Origin of the sequence: Sphingorhabdus sp. (assembly GCF_050921905.1) — a bacterium.
Lineage (GTDB): Bacteria > Pseudomonadota > Alphaproteobacteria > Sphingomonadales > Sphingomonadaceae > Sphingorhabdus_B.
Window position 1 is genome coordinate 1,158,764 of record NZ_CP050888.1, and the last position, 17,819, is coordinate 1,176,582.

Genomic DNA, 17,819 nt, shown 5'->3' on the forward strand with positions numbered 1-17,819 from the left:
ATGAAAATAAGAAATATTTGCGACAGGGCGCACTGGTGCGGCGGCGTTTTTTGATGGACGGGTTGTTTAGGGGATGACGCAGTTGTTGGTGGAACAAGGGTTTTCGCACGCGCCTGCGGCTTGCCCCTCCCCCGACCCCTCCCGCCTGCGGGAGGGGAGTTGGTTGGTCTCAACGCTCCCACTTTTGGGAGGGGCGTTACTCGGGTCGGACCCAGAACGGGTTTCGGGCGTTAGCTATGTTCCATATCAGAGGAGCATATTATGGCTGACCTATCGCAGATTAAAGAACATGCCGAAGTCATTGGCGCGGACGGGGTGCATGTTGGCACTGTCGATGGCGTTGAGGGCAACCGTATCAAATTGACCAAGTCAGATTCAGGGCAAGGCGGCCATGAAGGGCATCACCATTATATTGACGGCGGGCTGGTCGCCACGGTGCACGACGACACCGTCCGCCTGTCGGCCAATGCCGACGTTGCCGTCACCTTTGAACAAGAAGAAGACGCCAAAAGCTAGGGTCAGGACCACTTAAATCCACCTTCGCGGCGTCAAAATGGCAAAGATATCGAAGTAAAATGTCCGCCGCAGGCAATCATTCTGCCTGCAAGGGCATTTTGCTTTGAGATCGAAGCCATTTTGGCGTCCTTCGGATTTGACCCATACTGTCGATTGCCACGTTGGCAGGCTTGGACTTAGAACCACTAAGTCCTGCGCTTGCCGCCTGGCACTGAACAATATGGCCTCAAACCGCGAAGGTGGATTTAAGTGCTCCTGACCCTAAACGCGTTGGGCGGCGTCTTTCGTCTCCGGCTTAGTGCGCCGCCCCCCAGCTTGGTCCAGTACCGATTTCAATGCCCAACGGAACCGTAAGCTTCACCAAAGGTTCGGCGGCATTGGCCATGACGTTGCGGATGATCTCGCTTGCGGCGGCGACGTCGGCTTGCGGCAATTCGAACACCAGTTCGTCATGCACCTGAAGCAGCATTTTGACATGCCCAAGCCCGGCGGCCTGCAATGCGGGGCCCATGCGCACCATCGCGCGTTTGATGATGTCGGCGCTCGTCCCTTGGATCGGCGCGTTGATCGCGGCGCGTTCGCTGCCCTGCCGTTCGGCTTGATTGGGCGAGGTGATGCGCGGGAACCATGTTTTGCGCCCGAAAAGGGTGGTCGAATGACCGCATTCGCGGACCGTGGCCATCGTTTCCTGAATATAATTGGAAATGCCGGGGAAGCGTTTGAAATAAGCGTCGATGAGTGCCTGCGCCTCTTCTGGCGAGGACTCCAGACGCTTTGAAAGGCCCCAGCGCGAAATGCCATAGAGGATGGAGAAGTTGATCGTTTTGGCGCGCCCTCTTGTGTCGCGGTTGACTTCGCCAAACAGCTCAAGCGCGGTGCGGGCGTGGATATCCTCACCTTTTTCAAAGGCGTCACGCAAGGGTTCGACATCGGCAAAATGCGCCGCCAAACGCAGTTCGATCTGGCTATAGTCTGCGGACAAAATGACGTTGCCCGCTTCTGCGATAAATGCGTCCCTGATCTGACGCCCCGTTTCGGTGCGGATCGGGATATTCTGCAAATTGGGGTCGGTCGACGACAAACGCCCGGTCTGCGCGCCAACAAGGCTATAGCTTGTGTGCACGCGGCCGGTTTTGGGGTCAATCTGTTGTTGCAGGCTGTCGGTATAGGTCGATTTCAGCTTCGCCAATTGCCGCCAGTCGAGCACTTTGCGCGCGATCTCTATGCCCTGCCCTGCAAGATCCTCCAACACGGTCACGTCGGTGGAATATTGCCCGGACTTACCTTTTTTTGCGCCCTTATAGCCCATTTTGCCAAACAGGATTTCGCCCAATTGCTGCGGGCTGCCAATGGTGAAGGGTTGCCCTGCAAGGTCGTGAATTTCCTTTTCGAGCAATTCCATTTGCGCGGCGAATTCGGACGACAGCCGCGCCAAAGCGGCGCGGTCAACCTTGATGCCCAGGCATTCCATTTTGGACAAAACGGGCACCAATGGGCGATCAACCAGTTCATAGACGCTGGTCGCCTTTTCGGGGCTCAGGCGCAATTTGAGATGGTGCCATAGGCGCAACGTCACATCGGCGTCCTCCGCCGCATAACGTGTCGCGTCGGACAGCGGCACGGCGGCAAAACCAATTTGGCTTTTGCCCGTGCCCGTCACGCTTTTGTATGAAATGCATTCATGGCCCAGATGCGCCTTGGAAAGCTCATCCATGCCATGCGCCTGACGCCCGGCATCCAAGGCAAAGCTCATCACCATAGTGTCGTCATAAGGCGTGATATGAACATTGTGCCGCGCCAGCACCGACATATCATATTTCAAATTCTGGCCGATTTTTAAGACTTCCGGATCGCAAAGCAGAGGGCGTAGCTTTTCTAGCGCGGTCGCCATCGGAATCTGCTCTGGCCGTTCGGCGAACATATCGGTGCCGCCATGCGTCAGCGGGACATAGCATGCCTCACCCGGCGCAACCGCAAGGCTTAGCCCCACAAGGTTCGCACTTGCCGCCTGCAGGCTGTCGGTTTCGGTGTCAAAACCAAGCGTGCCGGTTTCGCGCGCACGGGTGATCCAATGGTCCAGCCGTTTTATATCGGTGACGCACTCATAGGCGGCTAAATCAATTTTCGGCATGGGCGCAGGGACGGCGGATGCCCCTGTTACCGGCGCGCGTTCCGCGCCGTCGCCTGCGTTCGTTGCCTTGGGGTTGCCGGCAATCGCCTTATTTGCAGCCGCCGTATCCGCGACATGCCCAATGCGCTTCAACAGCGAATTAAACCCGTGATGCTGCAAAAATTCGGCCAAAGGTTCTTCGGGGATGGCACCCAGAACCATGTCCTCAATCGCGATGGGCAGCGGGCAATCTTCCTTTAACGTCACCAAAATCTTTGACAATCGTGCCTTGTCCGCATGCGCGATTAAATTGTCACGCATTTTGGATGGCTTCATATCGGGTGCGGCGGCCAAGACGCTTTCAAGGTCGCCAAATTCCTGGATCAGCTTGGTCGCGGTCTTTGGGCCAACGCCCGGGACGCCGGGCACATTGTCCACGCTATCCCCCATCAACGCGAGCACATCGCCGACCTTGTCCGGACCCACGCCGAATTTCTCGAACACTTCCTCCGAACGGATGCGTTCGTTTTTCATGGTGTCGAACATGTCGATGCACGGTTGGACAAGCTGCATCAGGTCCTTGTCGCTGCTGACAATCGTGACATGCCAGCCAGCCGCGCAGGCCGCTTTGGCATAGCTTGCGATCATGTCATCGGCTTCGACATCTTCTTCTTCAATCAATGGCAGGGAAAATGCGCGGGTCGCGTCGCGGATCATCGGAAATTGGGGCTTTAGGTCTTCGGGCGGGTCGGGGCGATGCGCCTTATATTGGTCATAAATCCGGTTGCGGAATGTCTGGCTGGATTTATCCAACACCACCGCCATATGCGTCGGGCCATCGGCCTGGTTCAAATCATCCGCCAGCTTCCACAGCATCGTCGTATAGCCATAGACTGCACCCACCGGCTCCCCATGCTTGTTGGTCAGCGGTGGCAGCCGGTGATAGGCGCGGAAAATATACGCGGAGCCGTCAACGAGGTAGAGATGCTTTTGGTCAGACATAAAGCTGCGATAGCAGCCCGTTTTAGCCAAGTCTTTTGCTAATTTACCTCTTTGGCATTGTGCAAAATTTTAGCGCGACCCGCGCCACAAGATTAACCCGCTGGCGATGATGATGCCCGCACCTGCAAGTGACGTCAGGTCAGGCCAATCGCCAAATAACAGTATCCCAAGCCCGATAGCGATTAACAGTTGGACATAGGTCATGGGCGCAATGTCTGCGGCAGAGGCGCGCGTCGTTCCCATGAATATCAACCAATGCGCAAAGCTTGCGGTGACGGCAACCAATGTGCAGCGGGCGATGATCGTCCAATCGGGCATTCCGACGTGCAACGCCTCAACGCCAGAAAAATGGCCAATAAAGGCGGCGCTGAAGACGAAGGGCATCGCGACCGACGCAACCAGAAACTGCATCAGCAATGGCGAACCTGCCCCCGCCACGGCGCGGTTGCCAATCATGACCAATGCCATGCTCATGGCAGCCACCAGCGGAAGCAACGCCACCCATCCCAGCTCTGCCACATTGGGCCGCATGATCAGCAGCACGCCGCCAAAGGCAAGCAAGATGGCCACCCATTTGGTCGCATGGGTGCGTTCATGCAAGAAGATGGCGCTGAAAATCGCCGTAATCATGGGGCTGGTAAACCCAATGGCTGTCGCATCTGCCAAAGGCATCAGAAATATGGAGCAAAAGAAGCAGATCGTTGCCAACGCCACCGAAAACCCGCGCAAAAACTGCACTTTGGGCATGGGCATGGCAAAACCCTGCCGCCCTTCTTTCAGGAAAAGCAAAGTGCCAAGTCCAATCGCACCAATCGAATAGCGCAGCGCCGCGACCGCGGTACCCGGCCACGCCCCCGCGATAGATTTGATGACCGCATCGCCAATCGACAAAAGCGCAAAGCCGCATAGCGCGTATAATAAGCCCGACCGAGCCGACGATGATGTCACGTAATTTTCCCTAAAAGCTGCGCTGCCTTAATCGGCTTTGGGCAGAATAGAAAGCAGCACACAGTTTGAACCAAACATAAGAGTCACGGCCTGCATTACCAATTTGTTCACCATTTTTGTTTAGCACGCCATGATTAACAAAAATGGTCCACTGGAGTAGCTTAGCGTGAACGCATTTGGGAAAAAATCTGGCTTAACCGCGGGACGTCCATCATTCGGCGTCGCTCGCCCCATGACCGGCGGCGCTTTGCCCGCTGCAAAACACCCTACCATCTTGCAAGGGCGGCCGGATTATTTGGAGTCGGTAGATGGCGGCGCGCAATTCCCATCACTTGAAACTGTCGCGCTTCCCGTTGGCGGGCTCGTTCCGCAAACCGCCATGGAAGAGGCGATGACCCGCCTGTCCGACCGCGCAAACAATGCCGCCCCGGTGGACGAAGGTCCGCAGGGATTTGGAGCCTCGGTGCATAAGATCAAGGAACAAGTGCTGCCCCGCTTGCTCGAACGCGTTGACCCCGAAGCGGCGGCATCGCTCAACAAAGAAGAGCTGACAGAAGAGTTTCGCCCAATCATCTTGGAGGTGCTGGCTGAACTCAAACTGACGCTTAATCGGCGCGAACAATTTGCGCTGGAAAAGGTCCTCATCGACGAATTGCTTGGCTTTGGTCCGCTTGAAGAATTGCTAAGCGATCCGGACATCACCGATATCATGGTCAATGGCCCTCTGCAGACCTACATTGAGAAAAAGGGCAAGCTGCAGATTGCGCCCATCCAGTTTCGCGATGAGGAACATCTGTTTCAAATCGCCCAGCGAATCGTGAACCAAGTCGGCCGCCGCGTAGACCAGACAACGCCGCTGGCCGATGCCCGTTTAAAAGACGGCAGCCGCGTCAACGTGATTGTGCCGCCTTTGTCACTGCGCGGTACAGCAATCTCGATTCGTAAATTCTCCGAAAAGCCGATTACCATTGATATGCTCAAAGGATTTGGTTCGATGAGCGAGGCCATGGCCACGGCATTGAAAATCGCAGGCGCAAGCCGGATGAATATCGTCATTTCGGGCGGAACGGGTTCAGGCAAAACCACGATGCTCAACGCCTTGTCAAAGATGATTGACCCGGGCGAACGCGTTTTGACGATTGAAGACGCCGCCGAACTGCGGCTTCAGCAGCCACATTGGTTGCCGCTGGAAACCCGCCCGCCAAACCTTGAAGGCGATGGTGCCATCACTATTGGCGACCTTGTGAAAAATGCCCTGCGTATGCGTCCCGACCGGATTATTTTGGGCGAAATTCGTGGTGCTGAATGTTTCGACCTGCTCGCGGCAATGAACACGGGCCATGATGGCTCCATGTGCACGCTGCACGCCAACAACCCGCGCGAATGTCTTGGGCGTATGGAAAACATGATCCTCATGGGTGACATCAAAATCCCAAAAGAAGCCATTTCGCGCCAGATCGCCGAGTCTGTGGACCTTATCGTTCAGGTAAAACGTCTACGCGACGGTTCGCGCCGGACCACGCAGATAACCGAAGTCATCGGAATGGAAGGCGACATCATCATCACGCAGGATCTTTTCAAGTTCGAATATCGGGATGAAGACGCCGACGGCAAAATCCACGGCGAATGGGTGGCAGGCGGCGTTCGCCCCTATACGCTGGAAAAGGCGCGTCAATTTGGCTTTGACCAACCGTTTTTGGAGGCCTGCTTGGGTTAAAGGCCCTTAATGGCCAGCGCCGCCGACAGCACAGTTGCCAGCACCGAAAACACGGTAATGGCCGTCCATGGCATGAACCCCACATCGTCGATACTGGCTCGATTATGACGGCGGCGATCAGCCATACTGCTGACCAGCACCACTGAAGCAGACATCACGGATGACACCGTCCAGATATGATCTTGCCAATTCAGTTGTTCAAACCATTCCATGCGCACGCTCTTAACGCGGCTTCATCCGGCAATATAGGGCGAAGGAATGACTCGCCGGTTTGCATGGACAGGAATCTGCTTGCGCACCCGCTTTATAGTGTCGAGGTCCAGATCGACATACGCCAGGCCGGGCGAACTACCCATATCGAGTAATATCGTGCCCCAGGGGTCGACCACAAGCGAATGCCCATAAGTTTGGCGGCCATCTTCATGAACACCGCATTGTGCCGCCGCGATAATGAATGCCGCGCTTTCAATGGCCCGTGCGCGCAAAAGCGTATGCCAATGCGCCTCACCCGTAGGGACAGTAAAGGCAGACGGTAGCGTCATGATATCAACGCCCGATTTGGCATAAGCGCTAAACAGATCGGGAAAGCGCATGTCATAGCAGATCGCGAGCCCCATGAGGCCAAGTGGCGTTTGAACCATCACGGGTTTTTCTCCGCCGACATAAGCGGATGACTCACGCCAACTTTCGCCCGACGCCAGATCAACATCAAATAGATGCATTTTGTCATAACGGCCCGCAATTGTCCCGTCTGGCGAGATTATTATGCTGCGATTGGCTAACTTCTCCGTGCCGCCGTCTAAAATGGGCATGGAACCAATATGGACCCATATCCGATGTCGGGCAGCCGCCGCGAGCAGACTTTGCAGTGCCATATTATGTGATTCGTTTGCCATATATTTTCGGGCCCGCGCACGGTCACGGTCGACCATAATCGCCATCTCTGGCGCAAAATACATAGCCGCCCCATTTTCGGCGGCGCTGGCAATAGCATCTGCCATATCCGAAGCGTTGCGCATCGGATCAATAGTGCTCGTCATCTGATGCAAGGCTATCTGCATGAAAACTCTGTTGGATTATATAAAATGTAAAATGATATTTCTTTACGTCACTTTTTTTGCTGAGTAAGCAGCATTGTAGAAAACATGCAACACTACGGGAAATATTGATAGAGTCGAAATTTTACAAGATTCATGGGTTGAATTCGCAGCAGAAGAGTGTAACAGCGGCACCGGAGTGTAACGCACTTCAACAATAAGGAGCTCTATAATGCGTTTCGGTAAGATTTCTCTCGCTGCTATTGCGGCCGCTTCACTTGTAAGCGCGCCAGTAATGGCTGAATCCCTTTCGCCAGCTGCGAAGGCAGTTGGCGCTTCCAAGGTAAAGCGCGTCGGCGCTAACACCAAGGAAGAAAGCAAGCTTGGCGGCGGAAGCGGCGTAATCGTTGCTGTTCTGGCTGCGGCGGCTGTTATCGGTGGTATCGTTATTGCTTCAGGCAACGACGACAACTCGCCAACCAGCCCCTGATTTCTTCAGGATAAAGCGTTAAAAGGCGGCCTTTGGGTCGCCTTTTTTTTGTTCTCGAACGTTGATAAAGCGAAGTTGGTCGACAGGGCTGCCTGGGTATGGAAAAAAAAAGATGACAAAAATGCTCAACGTTCTTGTGACCGGCGGTGCGGGATATATTGGCAGCCACGCGGTCTTGGCTCTCATTGACGCTGGCCATCGCCCCATAGTCATCGATAATCTTGTCACCGGATTTCGCTGGGCAATAGCTGATGAAGCGACCTTTTATGAAGGTGATGTCAGCGATTCGGAACTTGTGCGAAAAATCATCAGTGAGCAGGCCATCGACGCCATCATGCATTTCGCAGGATCGGTCGTGGTCCCCGAGTCGGTCGAAAATCCGCTAAAATATTACAATAACAACACAGCCAAGAGCCGAAGCCTGATCGAATCCGCTGTCTCCGGCGGCGTTCGGCACATGATATTTTCCTCCACCGCAGCGACATACGGCATCCCCGAATCAAGCCCCGTGCGGGAAGACATGCCGACGATACCCATCAACCCATATGGGACGTCGAAATTGATGACGGAGATGATGCTACGCGACGTCGCCGCTGCGCATGATTTCAATTATTGCGCCTTGCGTTACTTCAATGTTGCCGGGGCGGACCCTTTGTGCAGGACCGGCCAATCCACTATTGGCGCCACCCATTTGCTAAAAATCGCGGTGGAGGCGGCTTTAGGCAAGCGCGCCAGCGTCAGTGTGTTCGGCACGGACTATGCGACGGAGGATGGAACGGGCGTGCGTGACTATATTCATGTCAGCGACCTTGCATCGGCGCATGTCATCGCTTTGGAGGCGCTTGTGGCCGACCCAGAACGCAGCCATACGCTGAATTGCGGATACGGTCATGGCTATTCGGTTCTACAAGTGCTCGATGCCGTTGACCGCGTGACCAACAATAGATTGGACCGCAAATTCGAAGGCCGCCGCGCGGGCGATCCTGACGCACTCATTTCCGACAATATAGCGATTAAGGAACGTTTTGGTTGGCAACCGCAATATGATGATTTGGACCAAATCGTCCAACACGCACTCGCGTGGGAACGGCGGCTGACCGATATTCAGGGTACATAATCGCTCACTTGCGCTTTGGGCGGATGTTTCCCATATCTCGGCTTATGGAAACACATTCTCACGCAAATCCGGTGACATGGTATGGCACCACCATATTATCCGTCCGCAAAAATGGCAAAGTGGTAATCGCTGGCGATGGCCAAGTGTCGATGGGCCAGACGGTGATGAAGCCAAATGCCAAGAAGGTGCGGCAATTGCATGATGGCTCCGTCATTGGCGGGTTCGCAGGGGCGACTGCCGATGCATTCACCCTTTTTGAAAGGCTGGAGCGCAAGCTTGAACAGCATCGCGGGCAATTGATGCGTGCGGCGGTCGAATTGGCCAAGGATTGGCGGACCGACAAATATCTGCGCAATTTAGAAGCGATGATGATTGTCGCCGACAAGGATGTGACCTTGATCCTGACGGGCAATGGGGATGTGCTTGAGCCGAATGACGGCATCGCGGCAATCGGATCCGGTGGGAATTACGCCTTGTCGGCGGCTCGTGCGCTCGCCGATTATGAGACGGACGCGGAAAAAATGGCACGACATGCCATGAAAATTGCAGCCGAAATCTGCGTCTATACAAATGACCATCTGACGGTTGAAACATTGGATAGCGCCCAATAGGCGCACTTCACTTGAACGCCGTTCGCAACTTCCCATTTAGGTTGTAATGAAAAACGCACTGACCCCAAAAGCCATTGTGGCTGCACTCGACGAACATATCATTGGCCAAGAGGACGCGAAGCGGGCAGTTGCCGTTGCGCTGCGCAATCGCTGGCGCCGTCAGCGTCTCGGTGCCGATTTGCGCGACGAGGTTACGCCCAAAAACATCCTGATGATTGGCCCTACGGGGTGCGGCAAGACCGAGATTTCCCGCCGCTTGGCCAAGCTGGCCGATGCGCCATTCATCAAGGTCGAGGCCACCAAATTCACCGAAGTCGGCTATGTCGGCCGCGACGTCGAACAAATTGCCCGCGATTTGGCTGAAGAGGCCGTGCGTCTGGAAAAAGAGCGCCGCCGCGAACATGTGCGCGAAGCCGCCGAGACAGCCGCGATGGAGCGCATACTGAAAACGCTGGCCGGCGACACGGCAAGCGAGGCGACACGCGAAGCATTCCGCCAACGCATTCGCGACCGGCACATGGACGAGGTCGAAATTGAAATCGAGGTGTCTGACAGTCCGACGATGCCGATGGAAATACCGGGCATGGGTGGCAATGTCGGGATGATCAATCTTGGCGAAATGATGGGCAAGGCCTTTGGCAAGGACAATCTGAAACGGCGCAAGATGAAGGTTCCCGATGCGTGGAAGAAACTGGTCGAGGAAGAATCCGAAAAGCGCCTTGACCAAGACGATGTGAACCGGGTCGCGCTTGCCGATGCCGAGGCTAATGGCATCGTGTTCCTCGACGAAATCGACAAGATTGCGGTGTCCGATGCACGGGGCGGCGGATCGGTCAGCCGCGAAGGTGTTCAGCGCGACCTGCTGCCGTTGATTGAAGGAACCACCGTCGCGACCAAATATGGGCCGATGAAAACCGACCATATATTGTTCATCGCGTCGGGCGCCTTCCACATTTCCAAGCCAAGCGATATGTTGCCCGAATTACAGGGCCGCTTGCCCATTCGCGTGGAATTGCGCGCACTGGAGCATAAAGACTTTGTCCGGATCCTTTCCGAAACCCGGGCCAACCTGCCAATACAATATACCGCATTATTGGCGACCGAAGAAGTAACACTGGAATTCAGCGATGACGCCATCGACGCCATTGCGCGCATTGCGGTAGACGTGAATTCGTCAGTTGAAAATATCGGCGCACGGCGCTTGCAGACCGTCATGGAAAAGCTGCTTGAAGACATTAGCTACGACGCCGAGGACCGCAAAGGCGAAACGTTGAAGATTGATGCTGCCTATGTCAGCAAGCAGCTTTCGGGCATCGCCAAGGACACAGACCTGTCCAAATATGTTTTGTAGCACTTGCCGCGTTAACGCGCGGCAACCGCACCCGCGCCGTCGCTTGATTGCGGATCAACGACAAGCTTCCACGCCTTGTCCTTAACAAAATAGCGTTTTGCCAATGACTGCAAAATGGTCGGCGTGACATCTTTATAGTCGCTGTACAGCTTGCCCAGTGCGACAAAGCGCTCTGGGTCATAGGTCGCCCCTTTCAACTGGTTCAGCCAAAATGTGTTACCCGACGCCGCGCGCTCAATGGCTTGCTTGACCGGTTCCACGGCGCGTTGCAATTCGTCGGCGCTAACGGGATTGGCAATCAAGTCAGCCGCAACAGAATCTGCGAAGGCAAAGAAACGGTCCACATCCGCAGGCTTAACCTGCGTATAAGCCATTAAATACCCGCCGCTGTTAAAATCGAGCGGCCAGTTGGCGGCCATGTCGGGGCTGTAGCTCGCGGCTTGTTCAGCGCGGAATTTTTCGAACAAACGGTCGCGGAAAATTGCCGCCAATGTTTCCAACTGCCGCCCCTCGGTAATGCCGCTAATGCCGCCGCCCGTTGGCCAGGCCATGACGGCTGCTGATTGATCGCTGGCCCCGCGATGCATCAGGCGCACAGGCGCAGCCGTTGGCGCGGGGAAACGCAGTTCGGTTGCCGCTGCTGATAGGGGCAAAGGCGCGCGCGGCGCCATCGCTCCGAAGCTTTTTTCCAGCGCCGCTACCGCTACTGCTTTGTCGAAATCACCGAAAAGCAGAACTTCGACAGGACCTTGCGCCATCAAAGGCTGCCAATAGGATTCAAACTTCGCTGCATCAATTTTTGCCACTTCTGCAGGCGTCGCCGCCTTCCAACGCGCGTCCTTATTGCGCAGCAGATATTCCAGATCACGTTGCAAGACCGACGTCGCCGACATTTCAAAGCTCGCATAACCCGACGTAGCAAGCGCCTTGGCGCGTTCAACGGGCGCAGCATCCCAACCGGGGTGCTCCAGCTTCGTTGCAATTAAGATAAGCTGGTCAGCAAGATCATCTGGCCGTGTGTTTGCACCAAATTGGAAGGCGTCGTCATCGACAGAGAAATTGAGCTCAATCCGCCGACCGTTGACCATCTGGTCAATTTCGGTGCGCTTGATATTGCCAATGCCATTTTCCGGCAGAACCAACGGCCCTGCCCATAACAGGTCGCCTTTGTCCGGATGTACCGCCTGATACCCGCGCCCAAAACGGACCAGCACACGAATCTGGCCGCTTTCGGCTTTGTTCGGATACAGCAATGCGCGCACACCATTGGAAAGCGTGAGCCGCGTAACATCCCATCGCGACAATGTGTCCTCGGCCACCAGCTTTCCAGGTGCACCCAATTTGGGCAGCGCGGCAAAGCCAATATTGGTTTCGGTCAGGCGCGCCGAAGTGTTTGCCGCCACCGATGTATTCAAGGCCGCTAGGGCGCGATTATCGGCGTCGGCTATCGTGACGGGCGAAGAGACCATCAACCGTGTCACATCGGCGCTGAAAAGCTTCTGCGTGGACTCCAAAAGCCGTTCGGGTGTGAACTTGTCCTTCATGCCCTCATACACCATGATGACGGTTTTCGGGGCAGCCACCGTTTCACGTATATCCACGGCGCTGACGATATCATCGGCCTGCTTGGCAGCGGCTTCGAACGGATAGCTGTCCAGCATCGTGCGCAGGGCATTACCGAACAATGTCTTTTCCCGGTCAATATCCGCAACCGACGGCGGTTTCGCAACTGCATCGGCAATGATCGCACGGACGTCACGCGTCGCGGCCTCCCATTGGTCGCCGACGGGCGTTAGGGAAACCAATGTCGCATCGGCGGTGCGCGAAATATCTTCCTGCGCGACCTGGGCAAATAGATAACTGCCGCCATTGCGCGCCTGCACCTCAAGCCTGCGGTTAATGATTTGAAGCGCCAAGGCGTCGATCAGCAATTGTTCATTATAGAGTATCGTGTCGTTCACTTTGCGCCAGGGCCGCAGATAGGCAAGGCTGACCGTATTTGGCAATGTCGGTTCAATCAGCACACGCGCAGGCGTTCCTTGTGGGCTGGGGTCGCCAAAATCTGGCTCCGGCGCACGCGCGCCTTTGCCCTTCCAATCGTTGAAATATTTCTGCACCAGATTGGCAAGCATGGCTGGCTCCATATCACCAGCCATGACGACAACGGCGTTTTCGGGGCGATACCAGCGGTCATGAAAGGCGCTGAGGCGGTCGGCATCTGCCGCCTGTAGCGTTTCGGGTGTCCCAATGGTGGACCGGTTCCCAAGGCGCTGCCCCTGAAACGCATGTTGACGCAAAGCATCGCTATAGATCATCTGCGCGCCGCTATTCTCGCGCAATTCGGCCAAAACAATCGCCCGTTCGGCATTCAGCGCGGTTGGCGAAATCCGTGGATTGCGGATCATGCCTGAAATGATTTTCACAGACTCATCCAGCTTTTCCGTGGTCGCATTGGGCAAATCGAGCTTGTAGACGGTCTGCGTCGGCGTGGTTTGCGCGTTGCTATCACTGCCGAATGTTACGCCGAACCGCTGCCAAATGCGCTTTGCCTCGCCATCAGGGACAAAGGTTGATCCGCGGAAGGACAAATGCTCGATTAAATGGGCAAAGCCTTGCTCGTCATTGTTTTCATGCAATGCGCCCGCGTCGATCCGCACCCGAATGGAAACTTGCCCCGCTGGCACATCGTTTTTCTTGACCGCATAGCGAAGACCGTTGGGCAGAACACCAAATGTCCATGTGTCATCGACAGGAACGTCGCTGCCTTCATACAACCATGGCTGCGCAACCGCCTGGGTTGCCGCCGGTGCGGCGGGTGTGGCTTGCGCATAAGCGGAAGCGGAAAGCAGCAAGGCTGCCAAGGCGAGAGCGTGGGAAAATTTGCGCATTAATGTCCTCATAACCGCACTAAGGCTTGACCGCAGATGAACGAGCCGACGAACCCCTGCTTAAATTCCACCGTCAACGGTGTCATAACCCAAACCGCGCAGACCAAGTTGCAACGCCTCAACACATTCCGCCAATTTATGCGCATCAGTGGTGCGCACGACGAAATTTGCACCGACCTTGCCCTCACGGAAAAACGGGTAGCTGCCGATTTGGCACCCCTCATGGTGCTTTTCAGTATCACCAAGCAGCTTGGCCACTTCGCTTTCGGCGACCCAGCAACCGATTTGGTGCGACAATAAGGGCACGCCGCCCTCAAGCGTGCCCGTCAACGCGTCCAACATGCCGGCGGTGATGTGCGGAACGCCCGCCATGATGAAAATATTGCCAAGCCGGATACCCGGCGCACCCGACATTTTGTTGGGGATGAGGTCAGCGCCCTCGGGCACCCTTGCCATGCGCAAGCGACCCGGATTGATCCCGCCGCGCGTTTCATAATAGGCATGCAACGCTGCGCTTGCCTCTGGATGAATAACAACCTCTACACCCAGCGCAGCCGCAATTGCGTCCACCGTAATGTCATCATGTGTCGGCCCTATGCCGCCTGTCGTAAACAAATAATCATTGCGCGCACGAAGGGCGTTCACGGCCTCGACAATTGATTCCTGAACATCAGCAACAACGCGCACCTCTTTTAGGCGAATGCCCTGAATATTGAGCCAAAGGGCAATTTGGGCGACATTTTTATCCTGTGTGCGGCCAGAAAGGATTTCATCGCCGATAATTACAAGGGCGGCGGTGTAGATGCGAGATTCTGTCATCCGCACGCGATAGCATAAATCACCCCCTCGCAAAGTGCGGATTATTGCCTTATATCGCTTGCATGGAACAATATGTAAGCGTGACGCCCCAAGAGGCGATGCAGGCCCGCGACGGGACGATCAAATTGCACGGGGCAGAAGGCTTTGACGGCATGCGCAAGGCCGGACGCCTTGCTGCCGAAATACTCGACGCCTTGGTGCCGCATGTCGTGCCCGGCGTAAGCACGGAAGAACTCGATGACATTGTCCGCGCCATGACGATGCGCGGCGGCGCGGTTCCTGCCACCTTGGGCTATCGCGGTTACACGCATAGCTGCTGCATCTCGATCAACCACGTAATCTGCCACGGCATTCCGTCGGACAAGAAGTTGAAGGACGGCGACATCGTCAACATCGACGTGACGCCGCAACTGGATGGCTGGCACGGCGACACCAGCCGCATGTTCCTGGTCGGCGACGTGCCGGTAAAGGCCAAGCGTTTGGTCGACGTGACCTATGAATGCCTGATGCTCGGTATCGAGGCCGCGAAACCCGGCAACCGGGTCGGCGACATTGGCTATGCCATCCAAACCCACGCGGAAAAGCATCGCTATGGCGTGGTCCGCGATTTCTGCGGCCATGGCTTGGGCCAATTATTCCACGACGCCCCCGAAATCGTCCATGTCGGCCGCCCCGGCACTGGCCCCGAACTGCGCCCCGGCATGATCTTCACGATTGAACCGATGATCAACATCGGCAAGGCCGCAGGTAAAGTGCTCGACGATGGCTGGACGGCGGTAACACGCGACCGTTCGTTGAGCGCACAGTTCGAACATAGCATTGGCATTACCGAAGATGGTTGCGAGATATTTACGCGCAGCCTAAAGGCGTTTGATAAGCCGCCTTATTGAGGGGTTTGACAAAACAGCGTCATGCTGAACTTGGTTCAGCATCCATCGTGCCACGCGGGCCGGAGGGTTTAGAGGCGAAATGGACCCTGGAGCCGCAGGCGTGCAGAGCACAAACGAGTTCAGGGTGACGGCGTGTCTAGGTTTGGATAGCCGTTACAACCGCAACCCAGCCGTCTCATCCAATCCGGCCATGATGTTTAGGTTCTGCACCGCTGCTCCGCTCGCACCTTTGCCGAGGTTATCCAGCATCGCCAGCAGGCGCACTTGCGACCCGTCGGGCGACGCCAGCACATAGAGGTCAAGCCGGTCTGACGGGGCTTGGTTGGCGTGCATCAATAATTCGCTTGGCGCAGCTTCGGCGTGCAACGTTACAACCTTTGACCCTGCATAATGCGCGGCGAGTGCGTCGCGCAACGCATCCGCGCTGCCTGCCCCCGTCATCGCCGACAGCGGCAAGGGCACCTCAACCAGCATCCCGCGAAAGGCGCGGACGACGGCGGGCGCGAATATGGGCGGGTGGATGAGGCCTGCATGGACCTGCATTTCGGGCACATGCTTATGCGCCAGATCAAGGCCGTAGCTGCGATAGCCGATATCCGCGCCCTCGCCTTCGAAACGGGCAATCAACGCCTTGCCGCCGCCCGAATATCCCGACACCGCGTTGACCGTGTAAGGCCAATCGGCGGGGATCAAGCCAGCGGCCACTAATGGCGCGATTAGGCCCAAAAATCCCGTGGGGTAACAACCGGGGTTGCTGACCAATCGCGCTGACGCAATGCGTTCTCGCTGGCCCTTGCGAAATTCGGCAAAGCCATAGGCCCAATCGGGGTCAATACGGTAGGCCGTGGACGCATCAATGATGCGGGTGTGGCTTGAGGTCGTCATCGCCACCGCCTCTTTTGCGGCGTCATCCGGCAAGCACAGGATGACAAAGTCGGCGTCGTTCAACGCCGCACGCTTCGCGGCCACGTCTTTACGCTTGGCATCATCCAGGGCGATCAGCGTGAACTCATCGCGGCCCGACAGCCTATCGGCAATCTCAAGCCCAGTGGTGCCCGCAGCGCCGTCGATGAAGATGGATTTGGTCATTACCGCCCTATAGCCAAAGATTCGAAGCTGAGTCGAGAACTTGAAGCCCCTCCCCTTCAGGCGTGGAGGGACCAGTCCCCCGGACTGGTCCGAGAGGCTCCACGGGGTTGGGGTGGGGCCTGTAAGCCTGGCACATGGGCGGAGAGGCCCCACCCGGCTGCGACTAGCGAGCAAGCTCGCAAGTCTCGCTGCCCCTCCCCTGAAGAGGAGGGGCAATAGATCACCACCGCACCCTTTTCCGCCCCAAAATCGCGACCTCATGCTCGGCAAAACGTGCCGCCGCGTCCGCCAGCGGCTCCACGCTCACTGCCATCGCGGCTCCATTGGCGTGGATGATGTTTTCGGCATCCGCCATGATGCCGACATGGCCGGGGAAGAAAACCAAATCGCCGCGTTCCAGCGTCGCGTCTTCGGGCAATTCTGCACCAAAATCGGCCATTTGCATATCGGCGTCGCGGGGGGCCATGATGCCTTTTAGGCCAAAGACCAATTGGACAAGGCCGGAGCAATCAACCGAATCCCCGCTGCGTCCACCCCAGCTATAGGGTGTGCCGATAAGCTGCTCTGCCAAATCTGCCGGTGACGCAGCAACGCGTCCAATTTCAGACAAATGCGCTAACGGCACAAATCCATTTTCGCAGGCCAGATATTTGCCACAATCGCTAAGCTCGCCGCAGAGCAAACGCGCACCCATTGGGTAACGCGCCAGCACTGGTGCCTTCGTCATGGGTGCAGCCACCAGCAAGGTTGCCGACGCACTGACGATATGCGTGGCGGCAAAATCATCCCCCAATTCGGCAAAGCGCAGATAGCCCAAATAATTGTCGTGCAGACAATATCCCCATGCCCATTCGCCCGCGACATCCAACACGGCAAATTCTTCGCCATGCATCAACGCACTAACGGGCATCGATGTCGCATGCGCCTCCGCATGGATTTCGGTGACGGGCGCGATACCCGTGCGCAGCATCGGCACGGCATAATGCGGCGCAAAGAGCTTTCCAGCTAGGCTAATATCGGCAAGGTCGCCACGGATCGGCGTTGTCCTTTTGTCACCGACAAGGCTATGCCCACTTAATGTGTAGATAGGCCGTGCCCCCGCCTGTATCTGACCGTCTGCCAACTGTTTATGCCCCTGATCTAGTGACGCGTTCCCCGGCGCAGGCCGGGGCCCAGTACCGAAACAAAAAATTCCCTGCTTGGGCCGGACCCCGGCCTGCGCCGGGGAACACGT

At 56.4% G+C, this 17,819-nt stretch carries 15 protein-coding genes; 7 read left to right on the plus strand and 8 right to left on the minus strand.

Annotated elements, in window-relative coordinates; genetic code table 11:
• Positions 1-261 precede the first annotated feature (261 nt).
• The gene (locus tag HEQ18_RS05515) at positions 262-516 is read left to right on the plus strand and encodes a DUF2171 domain-containing protein (RefSeq protein ID WP_432815827.1); all 255 of its coding nucleotides are present in this window, start codon (positions 262-264) and stop codon (positions 514-516) included.
• A 295-nt stretch (positions 517-811) separates the two neighbouring features.
• On the opposite strand, the gene polA is transcribed toward HEQ18_RS05515, so the two are convergent.
• Together polA and HEQ18_RS05525 are read right to left on the minus strand one after the other, a co-directional pair.
• The gene (polA, locus tag HEQ18_RS05520) at positions 812-3,628 is read right to left on the minus strand and encodes a DNA polymerase I (protein WP_432815828.1); all 2,817 of its coding nucleotides are present in this window, start codon (positions 3,626-3,628) and stop codon (positions 812-814) included.
• A gap of 69 nt (positions 3,629-3,697) precedes the next feature.
• Positions 3,698-4,576, minus strand: coding sequence for a DMT family transporter (locus tag HEQ18_RS05525; protein WP_432815829.1), 879 nt, complete (start codon positions 4,574-4,576; stop codon positions 3,698-3,700).
• Between the two features lie 166 nt (positions 4,577-4,742).
• Between HEQ18_RS05525 and HEQ18_RS05530 the strand changes: the two genes are divergently transcribed.
• On the plus strand, positions 4,743-6,293 hold the full coding sequence (locus HEQ18_RS05530) for a CpaF family protein (protein ID WP_432815830.1): 1,551 nt from the start codon (positions 4,743-4,745) through the stop codon (positions 6,291-6,293).
• Here the strand turns inward: HEQ18_RS05530 and HEQ18_RS05535 are convergent.
• The gene (locus tag HEQ18_RS05535; RefSeq protein WP_432815831.1) at positions 6,290-6,505 is read right to left on the minus strand and encodes a hypothetical protein; all 216 of its coding nucleotides are present in this window, start codon (positions 6,503-6,505) and stop codon (positions 6,290-6,292) included. The genes HEQ18_RS05530 and HEQ18_RS05535 overlap by 4 nt on opposite strands.
• A 21-nt stretch (positions 6,506-6,526) precedes the next feature.
• Positions 6,527-7,354, minus strand: a complete 828-nt coding sequence (locus HEQ18_RS05540; protein WP_432815832.1) for a carbon-nitrogen hydrolase family protein — start codon at positions 7,352-7,354, stop codon at positions 6,527-6,529.
• A 208-nt stretch (positions 7,355-7,562) separates the two neighbouring features.
• Between HEQ18_RS05540 and HEQ18_RS05545 the strand changes: the two genes are divergently transcribed.
• From HEQ18_RS05545 to hslU, 4 genes are all read left to right on the plus strand, one after another.
• Entirely contained in the window at positions 7,563-7,820 is a 258-nt protein-coding gene (locus HEQ18_RS05545; RefSeq protein ID WP_397603595.1) for a hypothetical protein, read from the plus strand.
• 112 nt (positions 7,821-7,932) lie between these two features.
• Entirely contained in the window at positions 7,933-8,937 is a 1,005-nt protein-coding gene (gene galE / locus HEQ18_RS05550; protein WP_432815833.1) for a UDP-glucose 4-epimerase GalE, read from the plus strand.
• A gap of 44 nt (positions 8,938-8,981) precedes the next feature.
• Positions 8,982-9,548, plus strand: coding sequence for an ATP-dependent protease subunit HslV (hslV, locus tag HEQ18_RS05555; protein WP_296200287.1), 567 nt, complete (start codon positions 8,982-8,984; stop codon positions 9,546-9,548).
• Between the two features lie 46 nt (positions 9,549-9,594).
• Positions 9,595-10,899, plus strand: coding sequence for an ATP-dependent protease ATPase subunit HslU (gene hslU, locus HEQ18_RS05560; protein WP_432815834.1), 1,305 nt, complete (start codon positions 9,595-9,597; stop codon positions 10,897-10,899).
• 11 nt (positions 10,900-10,910) lie between these two features.
• Here hslU and HEQ18_RS05565 read toward each other — a convergent pair whose 3' ends face one another.
• Together HEQ18_RS05565 and HEQ18_RS05570 are read right to left on the minus strand one after the other, a co-directional pair.
• A complete protein-coding gene (locus HEQ18_RS05565) occupies positions 10,911-13,787 on the minus strand; it encodes a M16 family metallopeptidase (protein WP_432815835.1) in 2,877 nt (958 codons plus the stop codon).
• A 60-nt stretch (positions 13,788-13,847) separates the two neighbouring features.
• Entirely contained in the window at positions 13,848-14,606 is a 759-nt protein-coding gene (locus HEQ18_RS05570) for a competence/damage-inducible protein A (protein ID WP_397604712.1), read from the minus strand.
• A 62-nt stretch (positions 14,607-14,668) separates the two neighbouring features.
• Between HEQ18_RS05570 and map the strand changes: the two genes are divergently transcribed.
• Complete coding sequence (gene map, locus HEQ18_RS05575) at positions 14,669-15,496, plus strand: type I methionyl aminopeptidase (RefSeq protein ID WP_432815836.1); 828 nt, start codon at positions 14,669-14,671, stop codon at positions 15,494-15,496.
• A 153-nt stretch (positions 15,497-15,649) separates the two neighbouring features.
• On the opposite strand, the gene argC is transcribed toward map, so the two are convergent.
• Together argC and HEQ18_RS05585 are read right to left on the minus strand one after the other, a co-directional pair.
• A complete protein-coding gene (gene argC / locus HEQ18_RS05580; protein ID WP_432815837.1) occupies positions 15,650-16,585 on the minus strand; it encodes an N-acetyl-gamma-glutamyl-phosphate reductase in 936 nt (311 codons plus the stop codon).
• Positions 16,586-16,805: 220 nt separating this feature from the next.
• Positions 16,806-17,708, minus strand: a complete 903-nt coding sequence (locus HEQ18_RS05585; protein ID WP_432815838.1) for an NlpC/P60 family protein — start codon at positions 17,706-17,708, stop codon at positions 16,806-16,808.
• Positions 17,709-17,819 lie beyond the last annotated feature (111 nt).

Coding starts and splice junctions, on each gene's coding strand:
- HEQ18_RS05515 (WP_432815827.1), top strand. CDS start 262: ATGGCTGACCTATCGCAGATTAAAGAACATGCCGAAGTCATTGGCGCG.
- HEQ18_RS05570 (WP_397604712.1), bottom strand. CDS start 14,606: ATGACAGAATCTCGCATCTACACCGCCGCCCTTGTAATTATCGGCGAT.
- hslU (WP_432815834.1), top strand. CDS start 9,595: ATGAAAAACGCACTGACCCCAAAAGCCATTGTGGCTGCACTCGACGAA.
- polA (WP_432815828.1), bottom strand. CDS start 3,628: ATGTCTGACCAAAAGCATCTCTACCTCGTTGACGGCTCCGCGTATATT.
- HEQ18_RS05535 (WP_432815831.1), bottom strand. CDS start 6,505: ATGGAATGGTTTGAACAACTGAATTGGCAAGATCATATCTGGACGGTG.
- argC (WP_432815837.1), bottom strand. CDS start 16,585: ATGACCAAATCCATCTTCATCGACGGCGCTGCGGGCACCACTGGGCTT.
- HEQ18_RS05540 (WP_432815832.1), bottom strand. CDS start 7,354: ATGCAGATAGCCTTGCATCAGATGACGAGCACTATTGATCCGATGCGC.
- map (WP_432815836.1), top strand. CDS start 14,669: ATGGAACAATATGTAAGCGTGACGCCCCAAGAGGCGATGCAGGCCCGC.
- hslV (WP_296200287.1), top strand. CDS start 8,982: ATGGAAACACATTCTCACGCAAATCCGGTGACATGGTATGGCACCACC.
- galE (WP_432815833.1), top strand. CDS start 7,933: ATGACAAAAATGCTCAACGTTCTTGTGACCGGCGGTGCGGGATATATT.
- HEQ18_RS05545 (WP_397603595.1), top strand. CDS start 7,563: ATGCGTTTCGGTAAGATTTCTCTCGCTGCTATTGCGGCCGCTTCACTT.
- HEQ18_RS05565 (WP_432815835.1), bottom strand. CDS start 13,787: ATGCGCAAATTTTCCCACGCTCTCGCCTTGGCAGCCTTGCTGCTTTCC.